Genomic DNA, 19740 nt, shown 5'->3' on the forward strand with positions numbered 1-19740 from the left:
GAAAGAACGAAGCAAAGCGCTTACAAGGAAGAGGTTCCTTCGGGGTTCGCGTTCCAGGCATCTTAAATGACTGCCCACGCTAGCTTGACACTGACGCGTAGGTTTGCCAACTTGACAATCGTTAACGTTCGTCCTAGAATACGTGTAGCTAAATGAATAGGGAAAATAAGGAAGCACCTTTTTCCAATTCGAACCTTGCCGAAGCAGGGCTCAAATCGATAGGAATGAGGTGTTTTTTGTTATGTACGGTAAATTGCACAGCGCGTGTTTGTACGGGATTGACGGTGTAATCATCGAGGTCGAGGTTGATTTATCCAGCGGCATTCCGCAAACGAACATCGTCGGATTGCCAGATTCGGCCGTTCGCGAAGCGATTGACCGGGTCCGGGCAGCGATCAAAAACTGCGGCTATCGCTTTCCGCTTCAGCGTGTAACGATTAATCTAGCGCCGGCGGACCTGCGCAAGGAAGGCTCGGCCTTCGATCTGGCCATTGCACTGGCGATATTAGCGGCTAGTGACCAGGTGAGATTGCCGCCGGAGGAGCGCTTGTTGATCATCGGAGAGCTGTCGCTGGACGGGACGCTGCGGCCGGTGCCCGGCGTTCTGTCCATGGTGGATCGGGCACGGCGCGACGGCTTCACAGCCGTGCTGCTCCCGCAGAAGAATGCCGAAGAAGCACTGCTGCTTGGCGGCATTCGAGTCTATGCGCTCAGTCATCTGCGCGAGCTTGCTCCTCCTTCTCCCGAAGCCAAGGGCCCAGAGGCCGCCCATGCGTTGCCTTTGCACTCCACCCATGAGCAAGATGGGCAGGCTCCGCTTATCCTTCAAACCTTAAACCATCTTGAGAAAAAGACCGAAGGCCAGGGGGCAACGGCACCGCTTCCTCCCCTGCTCGACTACAGCGATGTAATTGGTCAGCGGCAAATTAAGCGGGCGCTGGTCATCGCTGCCGCCGGGTTCCATAATATCGTGCTGATCGGGCCGCCCGGCACCGGCAAGACGATGCTGGTACAGCGATTGCCATCCATCCTGCCGCCCTTAACGCTGGAGGAATCGTTAGAGGTCACGAAAATCTACAGTTCTGCCGGTAAGTTCAACGACTCCGGGCAAGGGCTGATCCAGCGCCGTCCCTTCCGCTCGCCGCACCATACGATATCTGCCGGCGGTCTGATTGGAGGAGGCGGCATCCCGAAGCCGGGGGAAGTGAGCCTCGCTCACCATGGCGTATTGTTTCTTGACGAGCTGCCGGAGTTTTCGAGGAATGTGCTGGAGGTGCTGCGTCAGCCGCTGGAAGATCGCGTCGTCACCATCAGTCGCTCCCGGGCTTCGTTCACATTCCCAGCGCACTTCCTGCTAGCCGGGTCGTTAAATCCGTGTCCGTGCGGCTACCTCGGGGCCGAACCTCCGCTGCCCGCCTGCACCTGCTCGCCTTGGCGAATCGCCCAATACCGCGAAAAAATATCTGGCCCTTTATTGGACCGGATTGATATGCAGGTGGAGGTGCCACGCCCGCAGCGTTGGCAGGACGATCCGCAGCCGCTGGATTCCGCGGTGATGCGGGAACAAGTGATGGCGGCTGAACGGATACAACTGGAACGCTATCGAGGCTGCCGAATCTCCCGGAACAGCGAGCTGTCCGGTAGCCTGTTGCGTAAGTTTGCACCGCTTGACCGTGATGCCACTAAGCTGCTGCAGGATTGTTTTGCGACGTTAGGACTGAGCATGCGAGCGTATGACCGGATCATTAAACTGTCCCGAACGATTGCCGATCTGGAAGGAGAAGCCGATATTCGTGCCGAGCATGTCGCCGAAGCGATCCAATACCGGCAGCTGGACCGGCGGCATGAAGTTGTGGGATGAAGCCCCTCGCCGTCAGAAAGCGGCTAGAATATGCTCCAGTGCAATCGTATCGCCGCGGCCAAACGTGACCGCGATGACATCAAAGCGAAGGTTGGCGTCTGATTGGCCGCTGCGATGCAAATACACTGCGGCTGTGTCACGAACCTGCTTGATTTTGCGGACATTCACCGACTCAGCTGGTGTGCCGAAAGCCGCAGCCTGTTGACTGCGGCTTCGAACTTCTACGATCACGAGAAGGTCTCGTTTCCTGGCTATGATGTCAAGTTCTCCGCTGCGGCAACGCCAATTTCGCTCAAGAATCGTATATCCTTGTGAAATCAGATGCTCACAAGCGGCCTGTTCCGCTTTTCGTCCGCGTTCTTTGCGGCGATCCCCTCTTTGCCCATTGATGCCAAGGTTACTCAAAGAACAACCCTCTTTCTACCATTTTATCCGATCGATAAATAAAGGTTAGAATTTCGGCAACCAAATCATACAGTTCGGCAGGTATCTGTTGATCCAAATCCAGCTTGGATAATACCTCAACCAACGCAGCGTCCTCTTGGATCGGAATTCCGTGTTCCAGCGCTGCGTCCAGGATCCGGTCAGCGATGAGGCCTTTGCCTTTGGCCACAACGACCGGAGCCTCCCCCTGACCGGGATCGTATTTCAAGGCGACCGCTTTTTTGAAAGCCAAGCTGGGCGCTTGCGATTTCTCCTTCATACGCGGTAATCCACTCCTTTGTATACGCTAGGCGCGTAAGACATCGGCTGGCTGAAATCCGCTGCATTGCCGCCTTCCGCTTCAACCGGCGGGATCAGAGGCTCCGCCTTCAGCGATAAAAGGCGATATCCCGCCTTCTCCAGCGCCTCGCTCACTTCGTCCTGGCGGGATTCCAGGAAGGCTCCAGTCGCTTCTTTCTCACTATAGATTTTGAGCAGCACCTTCTTGTCGGCGACCTGCACGTCGACCATAAGTTGACCCAGCGTCTTCATCTGCAAATCGAACCATAACCGACAGTTGGCCGGATCCAGTTCACCCTTCCGACCGCGCCGCGACTCAATGTGCACGGCAGCGGTTTGCCGACCGTCCGGACCGATCAAGGGCAGGAACATCGTCACGTGCGCAAACGGCGCGGTCCGATCGGTATTGAGCAGCAGCTGCTGCCCGGTCAGCTGCTGAACGAGCTGGCGCGCCGCCTCTTGCAGCGGCGCAGGCAGCTCGTCTGAGGCCATCACCTGCAGGAGAAGGCCTTTCAGCGTCTCGTGCGCAGCCGTGCTCGCCGCCGTCCCGCCGCTGCCGCTGCGAGCGGCTGCGGCGGCTGCTTCGGCGCCAAGCGGCTGCGCTTTCCCGGGCGGGAGCTCCGCCTCGCCCGGGGCCACCCCGCCCGCCGCTGCCGCATGGCGCAGCGGCGTTGGCGCCGCCTCCGGCGCGGCCGCAGGCCCGCTGCCGGGCACCTGCCCGCCGGGCGCCTCCGCGCCCCCGGCGGCAGCCCGCGCCGAAGCGCCGGCCGCAGGCGGCGCTTCCTGCGCTTCCGCGGCCGGCGAGCTCGCCGCCGGCGCGGTCGCGCGCAGCGCCTGCTGCTCGTGCTCCGCACCGAGCAGCTTCAGCACGCGCCCCACCCACGGCTCCTCCGCGAGTGTGGGGCGCGTGCCCGCCGGCGAAGGCCCTGCGGGCCCTTCGCCTTGCGGCGCGTCCGCCGCCGGGCTCTGGCCCTCGGCGGCGGCGCCCCTTGCCGGGCCGGCCGACGCGCGGCCCGGCAAGTCCGTGCCCTCCGGGAGCACGGACGACTGCAGCTCCGCCAGCACCGCTTGCAGCTTCGCGACTAGCGCTCCGCCCGGTGCACTTGCGGCTTGCTGTCCCTGCAGCCCCGGCTGCGGGGATTGCGGCCCGCCCGAGGCAACCGCAAAAGCGCCCTGCCGGGCTAACTGCACCAACCCAGCTGCCTGATTTGGCTGGGCTCCTCCGCCGCTCGGCAGCGTCCCTGCTTGTGCTGCTCCCCAGGCGGCCGTCCCGGCATTCGACCCGGGCGCTGGAGAAGCGGTGCCCCCCGCAAGCAAGGGGGATGCCGTTTGCCCCGTCTGAGCCGATGAGCCAGCCGCCGAGCCTGAGCCGGTATGTCCTCCGTTTCCGGTCATGTCCGGCCCCGCTTGGCGCAAAAAGCTGGCGATCTGCTCCTCCAGCGAGGACAGCAGGACGTGCAGCGGAGGTCCAAAAACAGCTTGGTGCAACCCCGCTACCGTTTCACCGGTGATCGGAAGCCCCCGTCCAAAAGCAATGCCGGCCGCCTGAATCCACTCCGACAGCGGCACTCCAGCCGGCTTTAGCCCGGAGACCTGCTGCAGGAGCGACAAATTTTCCCGCGTTAACGGAATTCCGCTTTTCTGCATCATCTGCAGGAATTCCCGGTTCGCCGGCGTATTCTCAAGTCCCAGCGATTCGAGCGCCTTAGCAAGAGAAGCGGGAGACAGGACGGTCCCCGGGTCCGAGGAAATTGGCTTCAAGACCGCTAAACCGTCCTTCGATTCCGGCTGCACCTGCAGAAGCGTTGTTTCCCCCGGGCGCATCGGCGTCTCTAAGGCAGCGTGAAGCTTCACGCCCTGGACCTGAATGACGGCCACTTGCCCATCGTCAGAGACGGACAAGACCGTGCCGCGGACCACCTGCCCCGTCTTGAGTTCCAGCGATTTCGGCTCCCCGGAACGAACGTCCCCCATCAAACTGCGCAGCAGCGGTCCGATATTCATAAGCTCCCCCCTTTGATTTCGTTTAGGATATGGAAAACCCGCCTCGATCGAGAGCGGGTAAGGAATGCCAGTTAAAACAACGTTTGTTCTTCCACGAACAAATTGCGCATAAAGCTCTTGCGATGCATCGGCGTTGGCCCCAATGCAAGTAGCTGTTCGCGGTGCAGCTTGGTTGCATAACCTTTATGTACGGCGATTCCGTATTCCGGATATCGTGCATCCCATTCGCCTTGGCACAAACGGTCACGTGTCACCTTGGCAACGATCGAAGCGGCTGCGATCGACTGACTGGTGGCATCCCCTTTGATTACTGAAAGTTGGGGAATGGGCACATCCACCTTCTCTGCATCGATGAGCAGATATTCCGGCTGAATCGACAGTTGTTCTACCGCCTGCTTCATCGCCCGCCTTGTCGCCTGCTTAATATTGATTTGGTCAATGGTCGCCGCATCCACGGATCCGATCCCCACGGCAATCGCCTGTTCCATGATGAGATCATATAGCTTCTCCCGCTTCTTGGCGCTTAATTTCTTCGAATCGTTCACATCTTCCAGCACGAGTCCTTGCGGCAAAATGACCGCAGCGGCAACCACATCTCCAAACAAGCAGCCTCTGCCCACTTCGTCGATCCCCGCAATATGCGGATATCCCGCTTGCCAGTACTCGCGCTCATATTTTAATAAATCGTCCATAATGCCTCCTTGTTCTCGCGAAACTTCCCCCGTTGCTAGCTGTTCTATGTTGTTGGTTCCTATCTCCGGACTCGGAAATGAGGGTTCCACGCCTGGAGCGCATCCATCACTCTATCGGTTTCATCTCTATAAATTACGATGCTTCCCTTATTTTATCGGCAATCCTCTTTCGATTCTACAGCCTTTCGCTAAAAAAACAAGCCGCCGGCGATCTGAAGAAGGATCTCCAAACCGCCAGCGGCTTTCATTTATTAATAGGGGGCTTCCAACGAATATCTGCCCAGCTTCCCGGCTCTCAATTCGCGAAGCAGAATCCCCGATGCTTTCTCCAAATCCACTCGTCCACCGCTGATGAGGCAACCGCGTTTACGCCCCACCGCTTCCATGATCGCAACGATTTCGTCCGGATCGTCGAAGTCTCGCGGCGGTTGATCCAGCTCAAACCGCGCTTTGAACGGCTCCCAGTAATACCGGACCAAATATTTTACGGCAAAAAAAGCGATGTCTTCCACGTTCAAAATCTCTTCGCGGATCGCACCGGTCACGGCCAGCCGGTAGCCGACGTTCTGATCTTCAAACTTCGGCCACAAAATGCCCGGCGTGTCGAGCAACTCCATCTCCGTCCCTACCTTAATCCATTGCTGACCTTTAGTGACGCCGGGTCTGTCGCCGGTCGCCGCAATTTTACGACCCGCTAAGCCATTAATCAGCGTGGATTTCCCGACATTTGGGATTCCGACAATTAAAGCGCGAACCGCCCGAGGCTTGATACCTTTGGCGATTTGCTTCTCGATCCGCTCCTTCAGCAGCTCCTTGGCCAAGCGGGGAATTTCCCTTAGGCCTTGCCCGCTTGCCGCGTCGGCTTCAACGGCCAGATGCCCTTCTTCCTTAAAATAAGCGATCCACTGCCGCGTCACCGCAGGATCGGCCAAATCGGATTTATTCAAAACAATCAAGCGCGGCTTGCCTTGCAAAATCTCATCGATCATCGGATTTCGGCTCGACAGAGGCAACCTCGCGTCAAGGAGCTCGATGACCACATCGATCAGCTTCAGCTTCTCTTGGATTTGCCGGCGTGCCTTGGTCATGTGGCCGGGAAACCATTGAATTGTCATATACCTTCACCTCACTGTCCCAAGAACGCGCCTTCTCTCACGTTTCTCCCATTCTACTTTCCCAGCATCTAGTGCCGGATCAACTTCAGGTCCGACAGCGGCCAGAACACCAAATCTGCCCGACCTACGATGTCTTTATATGGTACGTAACCGATCCGCCTACTATCCGTACTATTCGAGCGGTTATCCCCCAGTACAAATACGTATCCTTCCGGCACCGTTCCATCCGGTACCAGCTCGTTCGGAAAATTCGCCTCCGTATTGTACAGCTCGTTATTATTATGCTTCTCTACCACAACATCTTTAATGTATGTTTCATCTACAACCTTCCCGTTGACCGTCACCGTATCCCCTTCCACTTGGACGGTATCTCCAGGGACGCCGATGACCCGTTTGATGAAATCCCGGCCTTCCGACGGAACGTGGAAAACAATGACTTCACCGTGTTTTGGAGCGCGGATATCGTAAATGATCTTGTTAACGATGATCCGTTCCCCCGTATGAAAGTTTGGTTGCATCGACGGGCCGTCGACAATAAACGGAGCAAAGAAAAGCCAACGAATCAGGAGAACCAACACAATGGCGATGGCGATAGCTTTCAGCCACTCCAACGCCTCGCTTTTTTCCTTCTTGCCCGCAGGCGGCGTTTGCACCGCTCCTGGCCCGTCTGGCGACTGCTCCACCCGTCCGGAAGACGGCGAAACCTCCGGATAACCCTGACGTTCATGCTTCTCCATGGATCGTGACCTCTCCTTATCTCATAAAATATGTACTGGAGGTAGTGAATCTCGAAACTTCCCGAAGAAAAAGCAAAGGGGCTTGATTGGATACAAGCCCCCTCTTCGTTAACGGAAAATTAACGACGTACTTCTTTAATTCTCGCTGCTTTACCGCGAAGTTCACGAAGATAATACAACTTCGCACGACGCACTTTACCACGGCGAGCCACTTCGATTTTATCGATTTTCGGGGAATGAAGCGGGAAAGTTCTTTCCACGCCTACACCGTTCGAAATTTTACGAACCGTAAAAGTTTCGCTAATTCCGCCGCCACGACGCTTAATCACAACACCTTCGAACAATTGGACACGTTCACGAGATCCCTCGATAACCTTAACGTACACTTTCAAAGTGTCACCAGGACGAAAGCTCGGAATATCCTTGCGAAGCTGTTCTTGCGTAATCGCTTGTACGATATTCATCTAGGACTCCCTCCTTCCACTCAGGTGTTCATGCCTCTTCCAAAGAACCTCTTGTTCTTCTTCATCATCCGCAGCGGACCACCGAATTCACAACAAATTGAATTGTACCATAATCTCATAGGCTTCGCAAGAAAAATATAAGGTTAACAAGGCAAGGGTTATCAGGGGATATCCTTAAATTTATCCTATCCGATTTTGAACAAAAAAATGCCTCCAATCCCTTGGAGGCGAACGTTTTAACCTTAAATTAAAGCAATCGCCAAGAGCGTAAACAGGCTCAGCGTCAAAATTTCGTCGGCCGCTCCATAAGGACCATACCCGTAGCCACCATAGTAGGGCGGATAAAATGCCGAGATTTGAGCCCGGCCTTTTCCCGATTTTTTTAAATATACGTTGTACCGGTCAACCTTCACAATCGTGCCTTCGTGTACAGCCCCATCACGGGTTAAAATCCGAACACGCTTCCCCATGCATCGTAAGCAATTATAATATATCTCTTCCATTCCCTTGTTCCCCTTCCTTATGCAAGCTAATGCATAGTATGAGAACAGTGGACGAACGGTATGGGCGACTAACGGTTTGAGGCAACTGTCTTGATAGCTTGCGCGGGATAAAAAAGGAACAGGCAAAATTCAATTGAAATTTGCCTGTTCCTTCGGTTGGCTAAAGATCGGAGTAGCGGGATTCGAACCCACGGCCTCACCCACCCCAAGGGTGCGCGCTACCTGACTGCGCCATACCCCGATAATCACATATAAAGGTTAACGATTTGCCGTTCAACGTTAACCGGATGTCAATCGCATATTACCATTATAAGCGATAGCCGCGCACGCTCGCAAGAGTTTAGACGCAAGCCTAAGACCTATTCTCGCTCTATTAGGGCTAGTCCCTTTGTCTGATCACCTCCCCGTAAAATAACCCACAAAACCTATATCATTAGATGAGCTTCTATGTAATATTTTTAAAGGACGATAAACGATAGGAGGAAACTTCTCATGAAAAAAATCGTACTCACGGTTGCAGCTAGTGCCTTAATCGGTACGGCATCCGTGGCAGGGGCAGCCCCTGCAGTAAAAACGGTCAAAGCGACCATCAAATACTTCAATTTTGTGGTGAATGGGCAAACCAAGCTGACGGCGGATGCGCTGGTCTTTAATGGAACGACCTATGTCCCGATTCGTGAGGCCGCAAGCTTGTTTAATTACGACACAACCTATAACGGTGCGACCAAAACCATTTCATTCAGTTCAAAGAAGGAATGGATCACCTTATCCGATTTAATCGCTGCAAATCCACGCCTCTCTGCTTCAAAATCAGAAGAGAACCCTGATGTATACGTCGTTCGAGCTTCGGGCACTACCGCATTTAGCTTAAATGCCGCAAACCTTAAGGATGGAGAAACAACTTCCATCATTACAAACGGTTCTCACTTGATCACGATCAAGAAAGAGCTGGGATCGATTGTATTAAGCAAAAAAGACGTCATCGCCGCTGGATACATCGTTGAATAAAACGAAACATCTATTTAGACATCCCCCTCGGTAACTCTACCGGGGGTTTTTCGTTTGTACCTATGGATAAGAAATCGTAACCACTTTTATAGAGAGAACAAATAAAATAGATCTATTAGAGAAAATAGGAGTTTGTGGAGAAATGAGCAGAAGATTAGCGAGGTATGTACTATTTTTCGCAGCAATTTCGATTCTAGTGTATTCGGCCGCAGTGACCCACCCGAATACGGTTTTGGCCCGTAAGGCTTGCACCTCATGGGATATGGTGAAAACGAAGGTGTTTACTTCAAGCCATACGAAGCATGAGGAATATCCAACCCTGCCGATGGACTTTGCGGTTGCCCCAGGCACCGCCGAACAAGTGCCCGTACTGATGTATCATTACATCACTCCAAAGCAATACAATCAAGAGCCTGGCAACAAGTCGATTATCAATCTTGAGGCTTTTGAAGCTGAGATGGCCTATCTGCATGAGCAAGGGTATTATACAGCCTCTTTAAGCGAACTTGAACAATACGTCAGAGGGCAGATCTCCCTGCCGGCCAAAAGCGTGGTCATTACCTTCGATGACGGCTATCAAAATAACTATATTTATGCTTATCCCATTCTCAAAAACTATGGATTCAAAGCAGCTATCTTTGTCATCGGCAGTAAAATCGAAGAAGAAACCCAAAACTTTGATCCCACGAAGAAAACATATCTTTCAAAAGAAGAAATCCACGCGGCGCGCGATGTATTCGAGTTCCACAGCCACACGTATAATTTGCATTACAAAGGCTTCCAAAAATGCGGAGTTCCGTCATCCGCAGGGCTAGACTCTAAGTTAATTCAGGCCGATATCGACAAGATGAAAGAAACCGGGGTTGACTCTCCGTACTTTGCATACCCGTATGGCGAGAAATCCCGGCAGATGATCTATGAGCTGCAGGAGAACGGCTACCGCATGGCTTTCACCGTTCGCCAAGGCTTTGTCAAGCCCGGTGACCGGCTAATGGCTTTGAACCGCTTGACGGTCACATCGGACACAGACATGGAGAAGTTACTTACTCCTTCTCTTTCGGATGACTAGCTTTGATTTCTTCGAGCCAACGCAAGTCCTTGGGAGATAACTCCACCTTTTCGAGCAGATCGGGCCGTCGTTCCCACGTCCGCCGTAACGCTTCCTTGCGCCGCCATTCATCGACATTGGCATGATGTCCACTGAGCAGAATATCTGGCACTCTCCATCCGCGAAACTCAACCGGGCGTGTGTAATGCGGATATTCCAGCAACCCGGTGCTAAACGAATCGGTGATCGCGCTGGTTTCATTGCCTAACACCCCAGGCAACAGGCGCGTCACGCTGTCGATGACCACCATCGCTGGCAGCTCGCCCCCGGTCAGTACATAATCGCCAATCGATAACTCGTCGGTGACCAAGTGTTGGCGAATCCGTTCATCGTAACCTTCATAATGCCCGCAAATAAAAATCAAGTGATCTTCCTGGGCTAATTCTTCCGCCTTCTTCTGCGTAAACGTCTCGCCTTGCGGACACATCAAGATAATGCGGGGCGGGCGAACGGAAGGGTTAGCCGCCAGGTCAGGTTCTGCGGCAACTGCCGGATGTTCCGCCGAATCTCCGGTATCCCCATCAACCTGCCGTCCAAGCAAATCTTCAACCGCACGAAAAATCGGCTCCGGTTTCAGCACCATGCCCCCGCCGCCGCCATAAGGCGTATCATCAACGGTTCCATGTTTATTGCCTGCATAGTCCCGGAAGTTAATGGCGTTGAAGGACACAATCCCCTTGTCCTGAGCTTTGCCGAGGATGCTGCTGCCAAATACGCCGGCGAACATTTCAGGAAACAAGGTCAACACATCGACGCGCATCCTACAACAGTCCTTCCATCAAATGCACAGTAACGATTTTCTCCTTCACATTGACGTCCAACACCACGTCATCAATGACCGGAAGCAGCAGCTGCTTGCCATTTGGCAGCTTGGCAACCCATACATCATTCGCGCCGGGCCGCAGAATCTCCACGATTTCACCCAACTCTTCCCCCTCATCGGAAACCACGCTGCAGCCGATGATTTCATGGAAATAATATTCGTTCTCCGGAAGCTCAACCGATTCCGCCTTGCTCACCTTCAAGTCGCGGCCTTTAAACCGTTCCACATCGTTGATATTGGAGAATTCGGCAAATTTAACAATATACATCTGTTTGTACGGCCGCGCCGATTGCACGGTGACCTCCAGCCGTTCCCCCGTTTCGGGATGAACAATCAGAAGCCGGCTCTTCGGTGCGAAGCGCACCTCCGGAAAGTCCGTCTGCAGCAGCACGCGAAGCTCCCCACGTATCCCGTGCGTATTTACGATTTTGCCTACCGATAACAATGAATCCGACATATTAACCTCCCAAGTGCTATCTCCTCATCATACTCGCAGCTTGTCCCAACTGCCAGGATCCTTCTGCTTCAGCATGTACGAAAAAGGGCTAGGACAAACATCCTAACCCGGTTTCGTCTATCATTATGAAGTTAACGTTCAAGACATGATATCCACGGTGACCCGCTTATCCATCTTGACCGCTGCCGATGCTACGACGGTGCGCAGCGCCTTGGCGATTCTCCCCTGCTTGCCAATGACCTTCCCTACATCGTCGGGATGTACGGAAAGCTCATACACAATCAGATGGTCCTTCTCCACGACATCTACGCGCACGTCGTCCGGATGATCAACAAGAGCCTTCGCAATAACGCCGACTAATTGTTCCATTTACGACCCTCCGAATCAGCAATTATTTCTGCTGTCTAAGCTCATGGAATTTCTTCATAACGCCTGCTTTGCTCAGCAGATTGCGAACGGTATCGGATGCTTGTGCACCGTCTTGGAGCCATTTCAACGCTTTCTCTTCATCGATGTTAACTACAGCCGGCTCTGCAACCGGATTGTAGTAACCAATCTCCTCGATAAAACGACCGTCACGCGGGGAACGGGAATTCGAAACCACGATACGGTAGAAAGGAGCTTTATGAGCACCAATACGTTTCAAACGAATACGAACTGCCACGAAATTCACCTCCTTTTAAGAATGAACCTTGCATTTAGATTAACGGAAAGGGAATCTCATCCCTTTACCGGCCTTGCTTAATTGCTTCAACATTTTGTTGCCTTTGCCTTTCGGCCCCATCATGTCGGAGAACTGCTTCATCACACGGCGCATCTCGTCAAATTGCTTGATCAAGCGATTGACGTCGGCGAGTGTGGTTCCGCTGCCTGCGGCAATCCGCTTGCGCCGGCTGTGATTGATCATATCGGGATTTTGCTTCTCCTCTTTGGTCATCGAATGCACGATGGCCTCAACCCGGCTCATTTGCTTCTCGTCCACCTTGACGTTCTGCATCTGCTTCATCTTGCCCATGCCAGGAATCATGTCCATAAGCTGATCCAGCGGGCCCAGCTTCTTCACTTGCTCCATTTGCTCCAGGAAATCCTCGAACGTAAACTCTGCATTGCGCATTTTCCGTTCCATTTCCTTCGCTTTTTCCGCGTCAATGTTGGCCTGAGCTTTCTCAATCAACGACAGCATGTCGCCCATGCCCAGAATCCGCGACGCCATCCGTTCCGGATGGAACGGCTCCAGCGCATCGATCTTCTCGCCCAACGCAGCGAACTTGATCGGGCAGCCGGTGACCGCCTTAACCGACAACGCTGCACCGCCGCGGGTATCGCCGTCAAGCTTAGTCAACACGACCCCGGTGAGCGTCAGCTGCTGATTGAAGCTCTCCGCAACGTTAACCGCGTCCTGACCTGTCATGGCATCCACCACGAGCAAGACCTCGTCCGGGTTCGTCACCTCATGGATTTGCCGCAGCTCCTCCATCAGTTCTTCGTCCACATGCAGCCGGCCTGCGGTATCGATCAAGACATAGTCGTTGCCGTTATCCTTCGCATGCTGCAACGCCTGACGGGTAATTTCAACCGGGCTGTTGCCCTCTGGCAACGTAAACACCGGCACTTTAATCTGCTCGCCGAGCACCTGCAGCTGCTTGATTGCCGCCGGACGGTAAATGTCCCCTGCGACCAACAGCGGCCGGTGATTTTCCTTCAGCAGCAGCTTGGCCAGCTTCGCCGAGGTTGTCGTCTTCCCAGCCCCTTGCAGACCCGCCATCATCACGACTGTTGGCGGCCGATTGCTGCGAGCTAGCTTAGCTTGGCTTCCGCCCATCAGCTCGGTCAGCTCTTTGTTGACGATATCGATGATGACCATGCCCGGCGTAAAGCTGTCCATGACCTCTTTGCCGATCGCCTTCTCCTTCACCTTCGCGATGAATTCCTTGACGACTTTAAAGTTGACGTCCGCTTCCAGCAAAGCGAGTCGAACCTCACGCATCGCTTCGTTTACATCGTCCTCGGACACTTTCCCTTTACCGCGAAGCTTACTGAATACGCTCTGCAAACGGCTTGTCAAACCTTCAAATGCCATACCTCGTCACCTCCATCTCTATAAGATCGTTCCGTATTCCTATAGTCATCTTACAATTGCTCCGCCTCGCGAAGCAAATTTCTTGCCGTTTCTTTATGTAACGGGGACATGTCGCTGGCTTCGACCAGCTGCCCTAATTGGGACAACACGTGGCTCCGCGCTTCGTGCTTCTTCAGCAGTCCCAGCTTCTCCTCGTACGTCTCCAGCATGCCTTCCGCCCGTTTAATATGTTCATATACCGCCTGACGGCTGATCTCGAACTCAGCGGCAATTTCGCCCAGCGAGAAATCATCGAGAAAATAATATTTCAAGAACGTCTGCTGCTTCTCCGTCAGCAGCGCTTCATAGAAGTCAAACAAAAGGTTGATCCGGTTTGTCTTCTCCAGCCTATTCTCCTGACTCATCTGGGCACCCCCTCCGTCAAGGAAAAACACTTTACAGGCATCAACTTTTCCTATGATACCGAATGCCGAGATGGATGTCAAGCACTTTTCCTTAACATCAGTTTTGAACATAGCCAGAGACGCATTTTGATGCAAAAAAGCCGCTCCCGATGCTTCGGAAAGCGGCTTGACGCTTCAGCTTCTTAATGATTTGGCAAGAGATACAGCAAGATCGCAAAGAAATGCGTTACGCTGCCGCCGAGGACGAACAGATGCCAGATCGCATGGTGATAAGGAAATCCCCGCCAGACATAAAAGATCGTTCCCAGCGTATACGACAGCCCGCCTGCAACTAACAGGACAATCCCTTGATGCGGCATCGCTGCAGTCAGCGGACCCCAGGCGATCACGATTAACCAGCCCATAATCAAGTAGAAAAACGTCGACATGAACAGGAATCTTTTGACGAAAAAGGCTTTAAACACAACGCCTAGGAGCGCGATCCCCCAAACAGTACCGAACAGGCTCCAGCCGAGCGGTCCTCGCACCGCTACCAACAGAAACGGGGTATACGACCCCGCAATATAAATGTAAATCGAGGAATGATCGAAAAATTCGAACAAATCCTTCATTTTCCCTTCCTTGAAACTGTGCACGAGGGTCGAGCACAGGTATAACAGCAACATGCTCGCACCATATATTGTAAAGCTGACCACGTGCCAAGCTGTGCCCTTCGTGCTGGAGAAAACGATCAACAGCACTAATCCTGCTACACTGAGCAAAGCGCCGATACCGTGAGTGATTGCGTTAGCGATTTCCTCACGGCGGTCATACGTATGTGTATTCGCCATCCTGTCACCTCCTAAAATTCTCTTGATTAGTTTGTCTTGCCGGGCGATTGCCTATGAGCATCATACGAAAAAAAACCGAAATGTGTTACTGGAACTGGCCCAATTAAGCCTCATTGGGTTCTCCTTCAGCTTCTTCCTCCTCAGCAATCAAGCCGGCAAACAACCCATGCACGAATTGCTCAGAATCGAATTTTTGGAGGTCTTCCATCTTCTCACCTAGTCCAACGAATTTCACCGGAAGGCTGAGCTCTTGACGAATGGCGATAACAATACCGCCTTTGGCCGTACCGTCCAGCTTCGTGAGCACGAGACCGGTCACGCCGCTCTTCTCACCAAACAGCTTCGCTTGGCTAAGCGCGTTTTGCCCTGTGGTGGCATCGAGCACCATCAGCACCTCATGGGGAGCTCCGGGAATTTCGCGCTGAATCACGCGGTAAATCTTGTTCAGCTCTTCCATCAGGTTCGACTTGTTCTGCAGCCGTCCCGCGGTATCGCACAGTAGAATATCGGCTCCGCGCTGCTTAGCGGCTTGAACCGCGTCGAACATCACCGCTGCCGGATCCGAACCGGCTTGTTGCTTGATGACATCAACTCCAACGCGTTTCCCCCAAACTTCGAGCTGCTCAATCGCCCCTGCACGGAAGGTATCGCCTGCGGCGAGAATCACCTTTTTGCCCTGCTGCTTATAGTAATGGGCCAGCTTGCCAATCGTCGTCGTTTTGCCGACGCCGTTAACGCCTACGAACAAAATAACGCTGATCCCGTCCGGGTTCAAATGCATTTCGCTGTCCTCGTCTCCGCGGAGCAGCTCAACTAGCTTCTCGGAGAGCAGCGGCTGCAGCTCCGAAGCGTCTTCGATCCGGCGCTGCTTTACTTCGGCGCGAAGATCATCGATCAGCTTCATAACCGTGTTCACGCCAACGTCGGCACCAATCAAAATTTCCTCCAACTCTTCAAAAAATTCCTCATCGATTTTTTTGCGCCGGGTTACGAGCTCGGTCACTTTTTCAACAAAGCCTTTCCGGCTTTTCTCCAGCCCGTCCCGGAACTGTTTCGTTACGGATTCCGTTTTAGATGCAATGCTCTCTTTCAGTTTCTTAAAGAAACTCATAGGAATATATCCTCCTTCATCACTTCGAACTCAATTATCTCATACGGCAGAGGCCCAAGCAATTTTCTTACCCGGACCACGTAGACACAAAAACGTGGCAGGAGAGCCAAGCTGTCATCTTGACCCCCAAGCCACCGTAAGTTGTATTAAACATGTTTTGTTGGCTTAAGCGATTTCGACCGTCTCTTCGTCCTCCAGCTTCACCGACACGAGCTTGGATACGCCGCCTTCCTCCATGGTCACCCCGTACAGCACGTCGGCTTCTTCCATCGTACCTTTGCGGTGTGTCACCACAATAAACTGGGTTTGCTCCGAAAATTCACGCAGGTATTGGGCAAAACGAACAACGTTGGCCTCGTCCAGCGCCGCTTCGACCTCGTCGAGCACGCAGAATGGCACCGGCTTCACCTGCAAAATCGCAAACAGCAACGCCATCGCGGTCAATGCCCGCTCCCCGCCGGAGAGCAGCTGCAGGTTTTGCAGCTTCTTTCCTGGCGGCTGAGCCACCACATCGATCCCTGTGTCCAGCAGGTTATCCGGATCGACGAGAATCAAATCCGCTCGTCCGCCGCCAAACAACTTCGAGAACACAATCACAAATTCGCGGCGAATCGCGTCAAACGTCGTTTTAAAGCGTTTGGACATCTCCTCGTCCATTTCACGGATGACCTGATACAACGTCGTTTTCGCTTCGACGAGATCGTCCTTCTGGTCGCTGAGGAACTGATAACGTTCCGATACGCGATTGTATTCTTCAATCGCGCCGAGGTTCACCTCGCCAAGCAACGTGATCTGCCGCTTCAGCTCCTTCACGTCAGCCTGAGTCTGCGGCACATCTTCCGGCACAGCGTAGCGCTGCTTGGCCAGCTCGTAGCTCAGCTCGTAATCCTCAGACAGCTTGCGCAGAATGTTATCCAGCTCTACATCGAGGCGGTTCGCCTGGATCTCCGTCTGACGCAGCTGCTCCTCTACGGCCTTCAGCCCAAGCCGCTGCTCCTTCGTTTCGCTTTCGCCTTCCTCCAGCTTCTTCACGAGCACGGCGCGTGAAGCACGTTCCAGCTCCAGCTGTTCGCTGGCCCGTTCCTTCTTCAGCTTGAAGTCATTGAGCTCTTCCCGTTGCTTCACGGTCTGTTCCTCGTTTTGGTTCAGGTCGGCTTCAATCGACTGCAGAATCGTACGGGTCTGCCCCAGCTCACGTTCCTGTACCTTGAACTCTTCCTCAGCGCGGCGCAGCTGCTCACGCAACGACTGGCATTCTTGATCCAGCTTGCCTTCCCGGACCTTGAGCCCGGTCAGCAAATCCTGCAGCTCCTCCTTGGCCGATTCGCTAGCTTTACGCGCGAACTCGGCTGCCCGGATCGACTGCTGCACCGTTTGCTCTTCTTTCTCCAGCTCAACGAGTCGCGCTTCCGCTGCGGTCTTCGTCGCTTCAAGCTCCTCGAGCTCTTTCAGGTAGTGGCCTTTCTCCTGGCCATAGAGCTCAAACTGCTCGGAGACACGGCGCCATTCGTGGTCGATCTGTTTCAAATCACCGGCGCATTCTTGCTCCTCTACCCGTTTGGCATCGCCGGCTTCCCGCAGTCGCGTTAACTCGCTTTCGGCCTTGGCCAGCTGACTGCGTACGTCTGCCAACCCTTTGCGCAGCTTGTCCAGCATTTCCTCGCTTTCGCGAATATCGCCGGCAAGCTGGTCGAGCTGGCGTTTACGCCCCAGCAGGTTGCTGTTCTTGCGATGCTGGCTGCCCCCGGTCATCGAACCGCCGGCATTCACGACATCGCCTTCCAGCGTCACGATCCGGAAGCGGTATTGCAGCCGTGCGGCCATTTTGTTCGCCCGCTCCAGATCGCTGGCAAAGACGACATTACCGAGCAAGCTGCCGACAATGTTCTCATACCTCGGCTCGTAGCCCACCAGATCGGCTCCAATGCCGATGAATCCGTCCGCTTCCTCCAGTAGACGTTTGTCCGCTGCGGAAATCTGGCGCGGACGAATTACGTCGAGCGGAAGGAAGGTCGCTCGGCCCAGCTGCCGCTGCTTCAGAAAGGCGATCGCCTGCCGCGACACCGCTTCGTTTTCCATGACGATATGCTGCATCGCAGCGCCTAGCGCCGTCTCTACGGCGACTTCAAGCTTCTCCGGCACCCGAATCAGCTCCGCGACAGCACCGTGGACACCGGACAACGTCGACCGTTTGGCCGCCTTGAGCACTTCCTTAACGCCCAAGACAAACCCGTCGTAGTCGTCCTCCATCTCCTTCATCGTGTCGCGGCGGGAAACCAACGCTTCGCGCTTCTGTTCCCACTTGCGGATGTTGCTTTGGCTTTCTTCCACAAGCTTCTGCAGCGAATTCACCCGTTCGCTTTCCTGGATGTACTGTCCGCGCAAATCGGCAATCTCTTTGCCCAGCTTGTCTAGCACCTTCTCCAGTTCAGCCTTGCGCGCTTTGAGCCGTTCCAGCTCCTCCGTCCATTTGACGCCTTCCTCTTCCGCGCGTTCCATCCGGCGTTTCACGCTTTCCTTCTGCTGTTCAGCATAATGGATCTCGTTGCGCGCTTGCGCCATCTGGTTCATGATGTCCAGCAGTTGGCCTTTCAGGCCGTCCTCCTGCGCTTGGCTGATGCCGCCGGTCACCCCGATCAGCTTCGCCTCTTCGGCCGCCAGCTCATTACGCAGTTCATGAAGCTGCTGCTCCGCTGCGGCGAATTTGGCTGCCAGCTGCTCCTTTTCCTGCTGCCGCTGGGCGAACCGCTCTTCACTAATCTCCAGCGATTGAAGCAGCTGCTCGCGATTTTGAGTCAGATTTTTAGCGCGTTCCTTCAGCACTTCGCCGTAGCCTTCGCTTTTCTCGTAGCTTTCGCTGTATTCGAGCAGCTGACTTTGCAGCAGTTCGATTTGATCCTCAACCTGACGAAGGGCCAGCCGGTCGCTCTCCAATTTGGCATCATGCGCGGAAACAACGGTCGACAGCGCCAGCTGCTCCTCCTGCAGCTTGGCCAGCTTGGCGTTGGCCTCGCTCCACGATTCATGGATTTGCTCGATCTGATGCACATATAGCGAAATTTCTTTATTTTTTAATTGCTCACGCAATTCCTTGTACTTCAGGGCTTTCTCCGACTGCTCCTTCAGCGGCTCGATCTGATCCTCCAGCTCGGACACCAAGTCGTTGATGCGAAGCAGGTTCTGCTCGGTTTCATCCAGCTTGCGGCGGGCGTCGCGTTTGCGGCTCTTGTATTTCACAATCCCCGAAGCCTCTTCAAAAATGCCGCGGCGGTCCTCCGAGCGTGTGCTCAAAATTTCCTCAATCCGGCCCTGCCCGATGATAGAGTACGCTTCCTTCCCGATCCCCGTGTCCATAAACAGCTCGGTGATATCCTTCAGCCTGCAGGGCTGCTTGTTGATGAAGTATTCACTGTCGCCGCTGCGATGGACTCGCCGGGTCACCGTCACTTCGCTGAAGTCAAGCGGCAACGCTTGATCGGTGTTGTCCAACGTCAGCGATACCTCACTGTAATTCACGGCCTTGCGCGCGTCACTGCCGGCAAAAATGATATCTTCCATCTTCCCGCCGCGCAGCGACTTGGCGCTTTGCTCCCCGAGCACCCAGCGGATCCCGTCGGAGATGTTACTCTTACCGCTGCCGTTAGGTCCAACCACGGCGGTAATTCCGCGGACGAATTCCATCTCCGTCTTATCGGCGAACGATTTGAAGCCCGCTAACTCTATCCGTTTCAAAAACATACGTTCACGATCACCTCTACCGACTATTGTAACATACCCCAAGCCCTGGAGGACAGGCTATCCGTCGCGGAAGATTGCGCGG

General features: G+C 54.2%; 20 protein-coding genes and 1 tRNA gene. 3 read left to right on the plus strand and 18 right to left on the minus strand.

The genetic code is table 11. From position 1 onward, the window contains the following. Window positions 1–241: 241 nt before the first annotated feature. Window positions 242–1861 (plus strand): YifB family Mg chelatase-like AAA ATPase, encoded by a 1620-nt coding sequence (locus tag M891_RS0103005; RefSeq protein WP_028537774.1) that lies wholly within the window; start codon window positions 242–244, stop codon window positions 1859–1861. A 12-nt stretch (window positions 1862–1873) separates the two neighbouring features. On the opposite strand, the gene M891_RS0103010 is transcribed toward M891_RS0103005, so the two are convergent. The 9 genes from M891_RS0103010 to M891_RS0103050 all read right to left on the minus strand — a co-directional run bounded on the left by M891_RS0103010 (window position 1874) and on the right by M891_RS0103050 (window position 8340). After that, window positions 1874–2266 (minus strand): YraN family protein, encoded by a 393-nt coding sequence (locus tag M891_RS0103010; RefSeq protein ID WP_028537775.1) that lies wholly within the window; start codon window positions 2264–2266, stop codon window positions 1874–1876. Further along, window positions 2259–2564, minus strand: coding sequence for an EscU/YscU/HrcU family type III secretion system export apparatus switch protein (locus M891_RS0103015; RefSeq protein ID WP_028537776.1), 306 nt, complete (start codon window positions 2562–2564; stop codon window positions 2259–2261). Before M891_RS0103015 ends, M891_RS0103010 begins: the two co-directional genes overlap by 8 nt. Further along, window positions 2561–4588 (minus strand): flagellar hook-length control protein FliK, encoded by a 2028-nt coding sequence (locus tag M891_RS0103020; protein ID WP_028537777.1) that lies wholly within the window; start codon window positions 4586–4588, stop codon window positions 2561–2563. The genes M891_RS0103015 and M891_RS0103020 overlap by 4 nt, the downstream gene beginning before the upstream one ends. Window positions 4589–4659: 71 nt before the next feature. Further along, window positions 4660–5280 (minus strand): ribonuclease HII, encoded by a 621-nt coding sequence (locus M891_RS23220; RefSeq protein ID WP_036699276.1) that lies wholly within the window; start codon window positions 5278–5280, stop codon window positions 4660–4662. A 251-nt stretch (window positions 5281–5531) separates the two neighbouring features. Continuing rightward, complete coding sequence (gene ylqF / locus M891_RS0103030) at window positions 5532–6395, minus strand: ribosome biogenesis GTPase YlqF (RefSeq protein ID WP_028537778.1); 864 nt, start codon at window positions 6393–6395, stop codon at window positions 5532–5534. A 68-nt stretch (window positions 6396–6463) separates the two neighbouring features. Then, the gene (gene lepB, locus M891_RS0103035) at window positions 6464–7132 is read right to left on the minus strand and encodes a signal peptidase I (protein ID WP_009222985.1); all 669 of its coding nucleotides are present in this window, start codon (window positions 7130–7132) and stop codon (window positions 6464–6466) included. 119 nt (window positions 7133–7251) lie between these two features. After that, window positions 7252–7596: a 50S ribosomal protein L19 gene (gene rplS, locus M891_RS0103040; protein ID WP_009222984.1), complete on the minus strand. Its 345-nt coding sequence runs from the start codon at window positions 7594–7596 to the stop codon at window positions 7252–7254. Between the two features lie 242 nt (window positions 7597–7838). Next, window positions 7839–8099, minus strand: coding sequence for a hypothetical protein (locus tag M891_RS0103045; protein WP_028537780.1), 261 nt, complete (start codon window positions 8097–8099; stop codon window positions 7839–7841). 167 nt (window positions 8100–8266) lie between these two features. After that, window positions 8267–8340, minus strand: a tRNA-Pro gene (locus tag M891_RS0103050). Window positions 8341–8591: 251 nt separating this feature from the next. Between M891_RS0103050 and M891_RS0103055 the strand changes: the two genes are divergently transcribed. Together M891_RS0103055 and M891_RS0103060 are read left to right on the plus strand one after the other, a co-directional pair. Continuing rightward, a complete protein-coding gene (locus M891_RS0103055) occupies window positions 8592–9107 on the plus strand; it encodes a stalk domain-containing protein (protein WP_028537781.1) in 516 nt (171 codons plus the stop codon). A 277-nt stretch (window positions 9108–9384) separates the two neighbouring features. Continuing rightward, window positions 9385–10176 (plus strand): polysaccharide deacetylase family protein, encoded by a 792-nt coding sequence (locus tag M891_RS0103060; protein WP_232228276.1) that lies wholly within the window; start codon window positions 9385–9387, stop codon window positions 10174–10176. Here the strand turns inward: M891_RS0103060 and trmD are convergent. The 9 genes from trmD to smc form a co-directional block, all read right to left on the minus strand. Continuing rightward, window positions 10151–10975 carry a tRNA (guanosine(37)-N1)-methyltransferase TrmD gene (gene trmD, locus M891_RS0103065; RefSeq protein WP_016312466.1) on the minus strand — a complete coding sequence of 275 codons (825 nt, stop codon included), beginning with the start codon at window positions 10973–10975 and terminating at the stop codon, window positions 10151–10153. The two genes, M891_RS0103060 and trmD, sit on opposite strands and share 26 nt — an antisense overlap. A gap of 1 nt (window position 10976) precedes the next feature. Then, entirely contained in the window at window positions 10977–11495 is a 519-nt protein-coding gene (gene rimM, locus M891_RS0103070; protein WP_016312467.1) for a ribosome maturation factor RimM, read from the minus strand. 138 nt (window positions 11496–11633) lie between these two features. After that, on the minus strand, window positions 11634–11864 hold the full coding sequence (locus M891_RS0103075) for a KH domain-containing protein (RefSeq protein WP_009222978.1): 231 nt from the start codon (window positions 11862–11864) through the stop codon (window positions 11634–11636). A gap of 22 nt (window positions 11865–11886) precedes the next feature. Continuing rightward, entirely contained in the window at window positions 11887–12159 is a 273-nt protein-coding gene (gene rpsP, locus M891_RS0103080; RefSeq protein ID WP_009222977.1) for a 30S ribosomal protein S16, read from the minus strand. Window positions 12160–12198: 39 nt separating this feature from the next. Continuing rightward, window positions 12199–13575, minus strand: coding sequence for a signal recognition particle protein (ffh, locus tag M891_RS0103085; protein ID WP_028537783.1), 1377 nt, complete (start codon window positions 13573–13575; stop codon window positions 12199–12201). 50 nt (window positions 13576–13625) lie between these two features. Further along, window positions 13626–13979, minus strand: a complete 354-nt coding sequence (locus tag M891_RS0103090) for a putative DNA-binding protein (RefSeq protein ID WP_028537784.1) — start codon at window positions 13977–13979, stop codon at window positions 13626–13628. 182 nt (window positions 13980–14161) lie between these two features. Next, entirely contained in the window at window positions 14162–14809 is a 648-nt protein-coding gene (gene trhA / locus M891_RS0103095) for a PAQR family membrane homeostasis protein TrhA (protein ID WP_028537785.1), read from the minus strand. 103 nt (window positions 14810–14912) lie between these two features. Beyond that, window positions 14913–15920, minus strand: coding sequence for a signal recognition particle-docking protein FtsY (gene ftsY / locus M891_RS0103100; protein ID WP_028537786.1), 1008 nt, complete (start codon window positions 15918–15920; stop codon window positions 14913–14915). 165 nt (window positions 15921–16085) lie between these two features. After that, complete coding sequence (gene smc / locus M891_RS0103105) at window positions 16086–19658, minus strand: chromosome segregation protein SMC (protein ID WP_028537787.1); 3573 nt, start codon at window positions 19656–19658, stop codon at window positions 16086–16088. Window positions 19659–19740 lie beyond the last annotated feature (82 nt).

This window comes from Paenibacillus sp. J14, from assembly GCF_000518465.1.
Classification (GTDB): Bacteria; Bacillota; Bacilli; order Paenibacillales; family Paenibacillaceae; genus Fontibacillus; species Fontibacillus barengoltzii.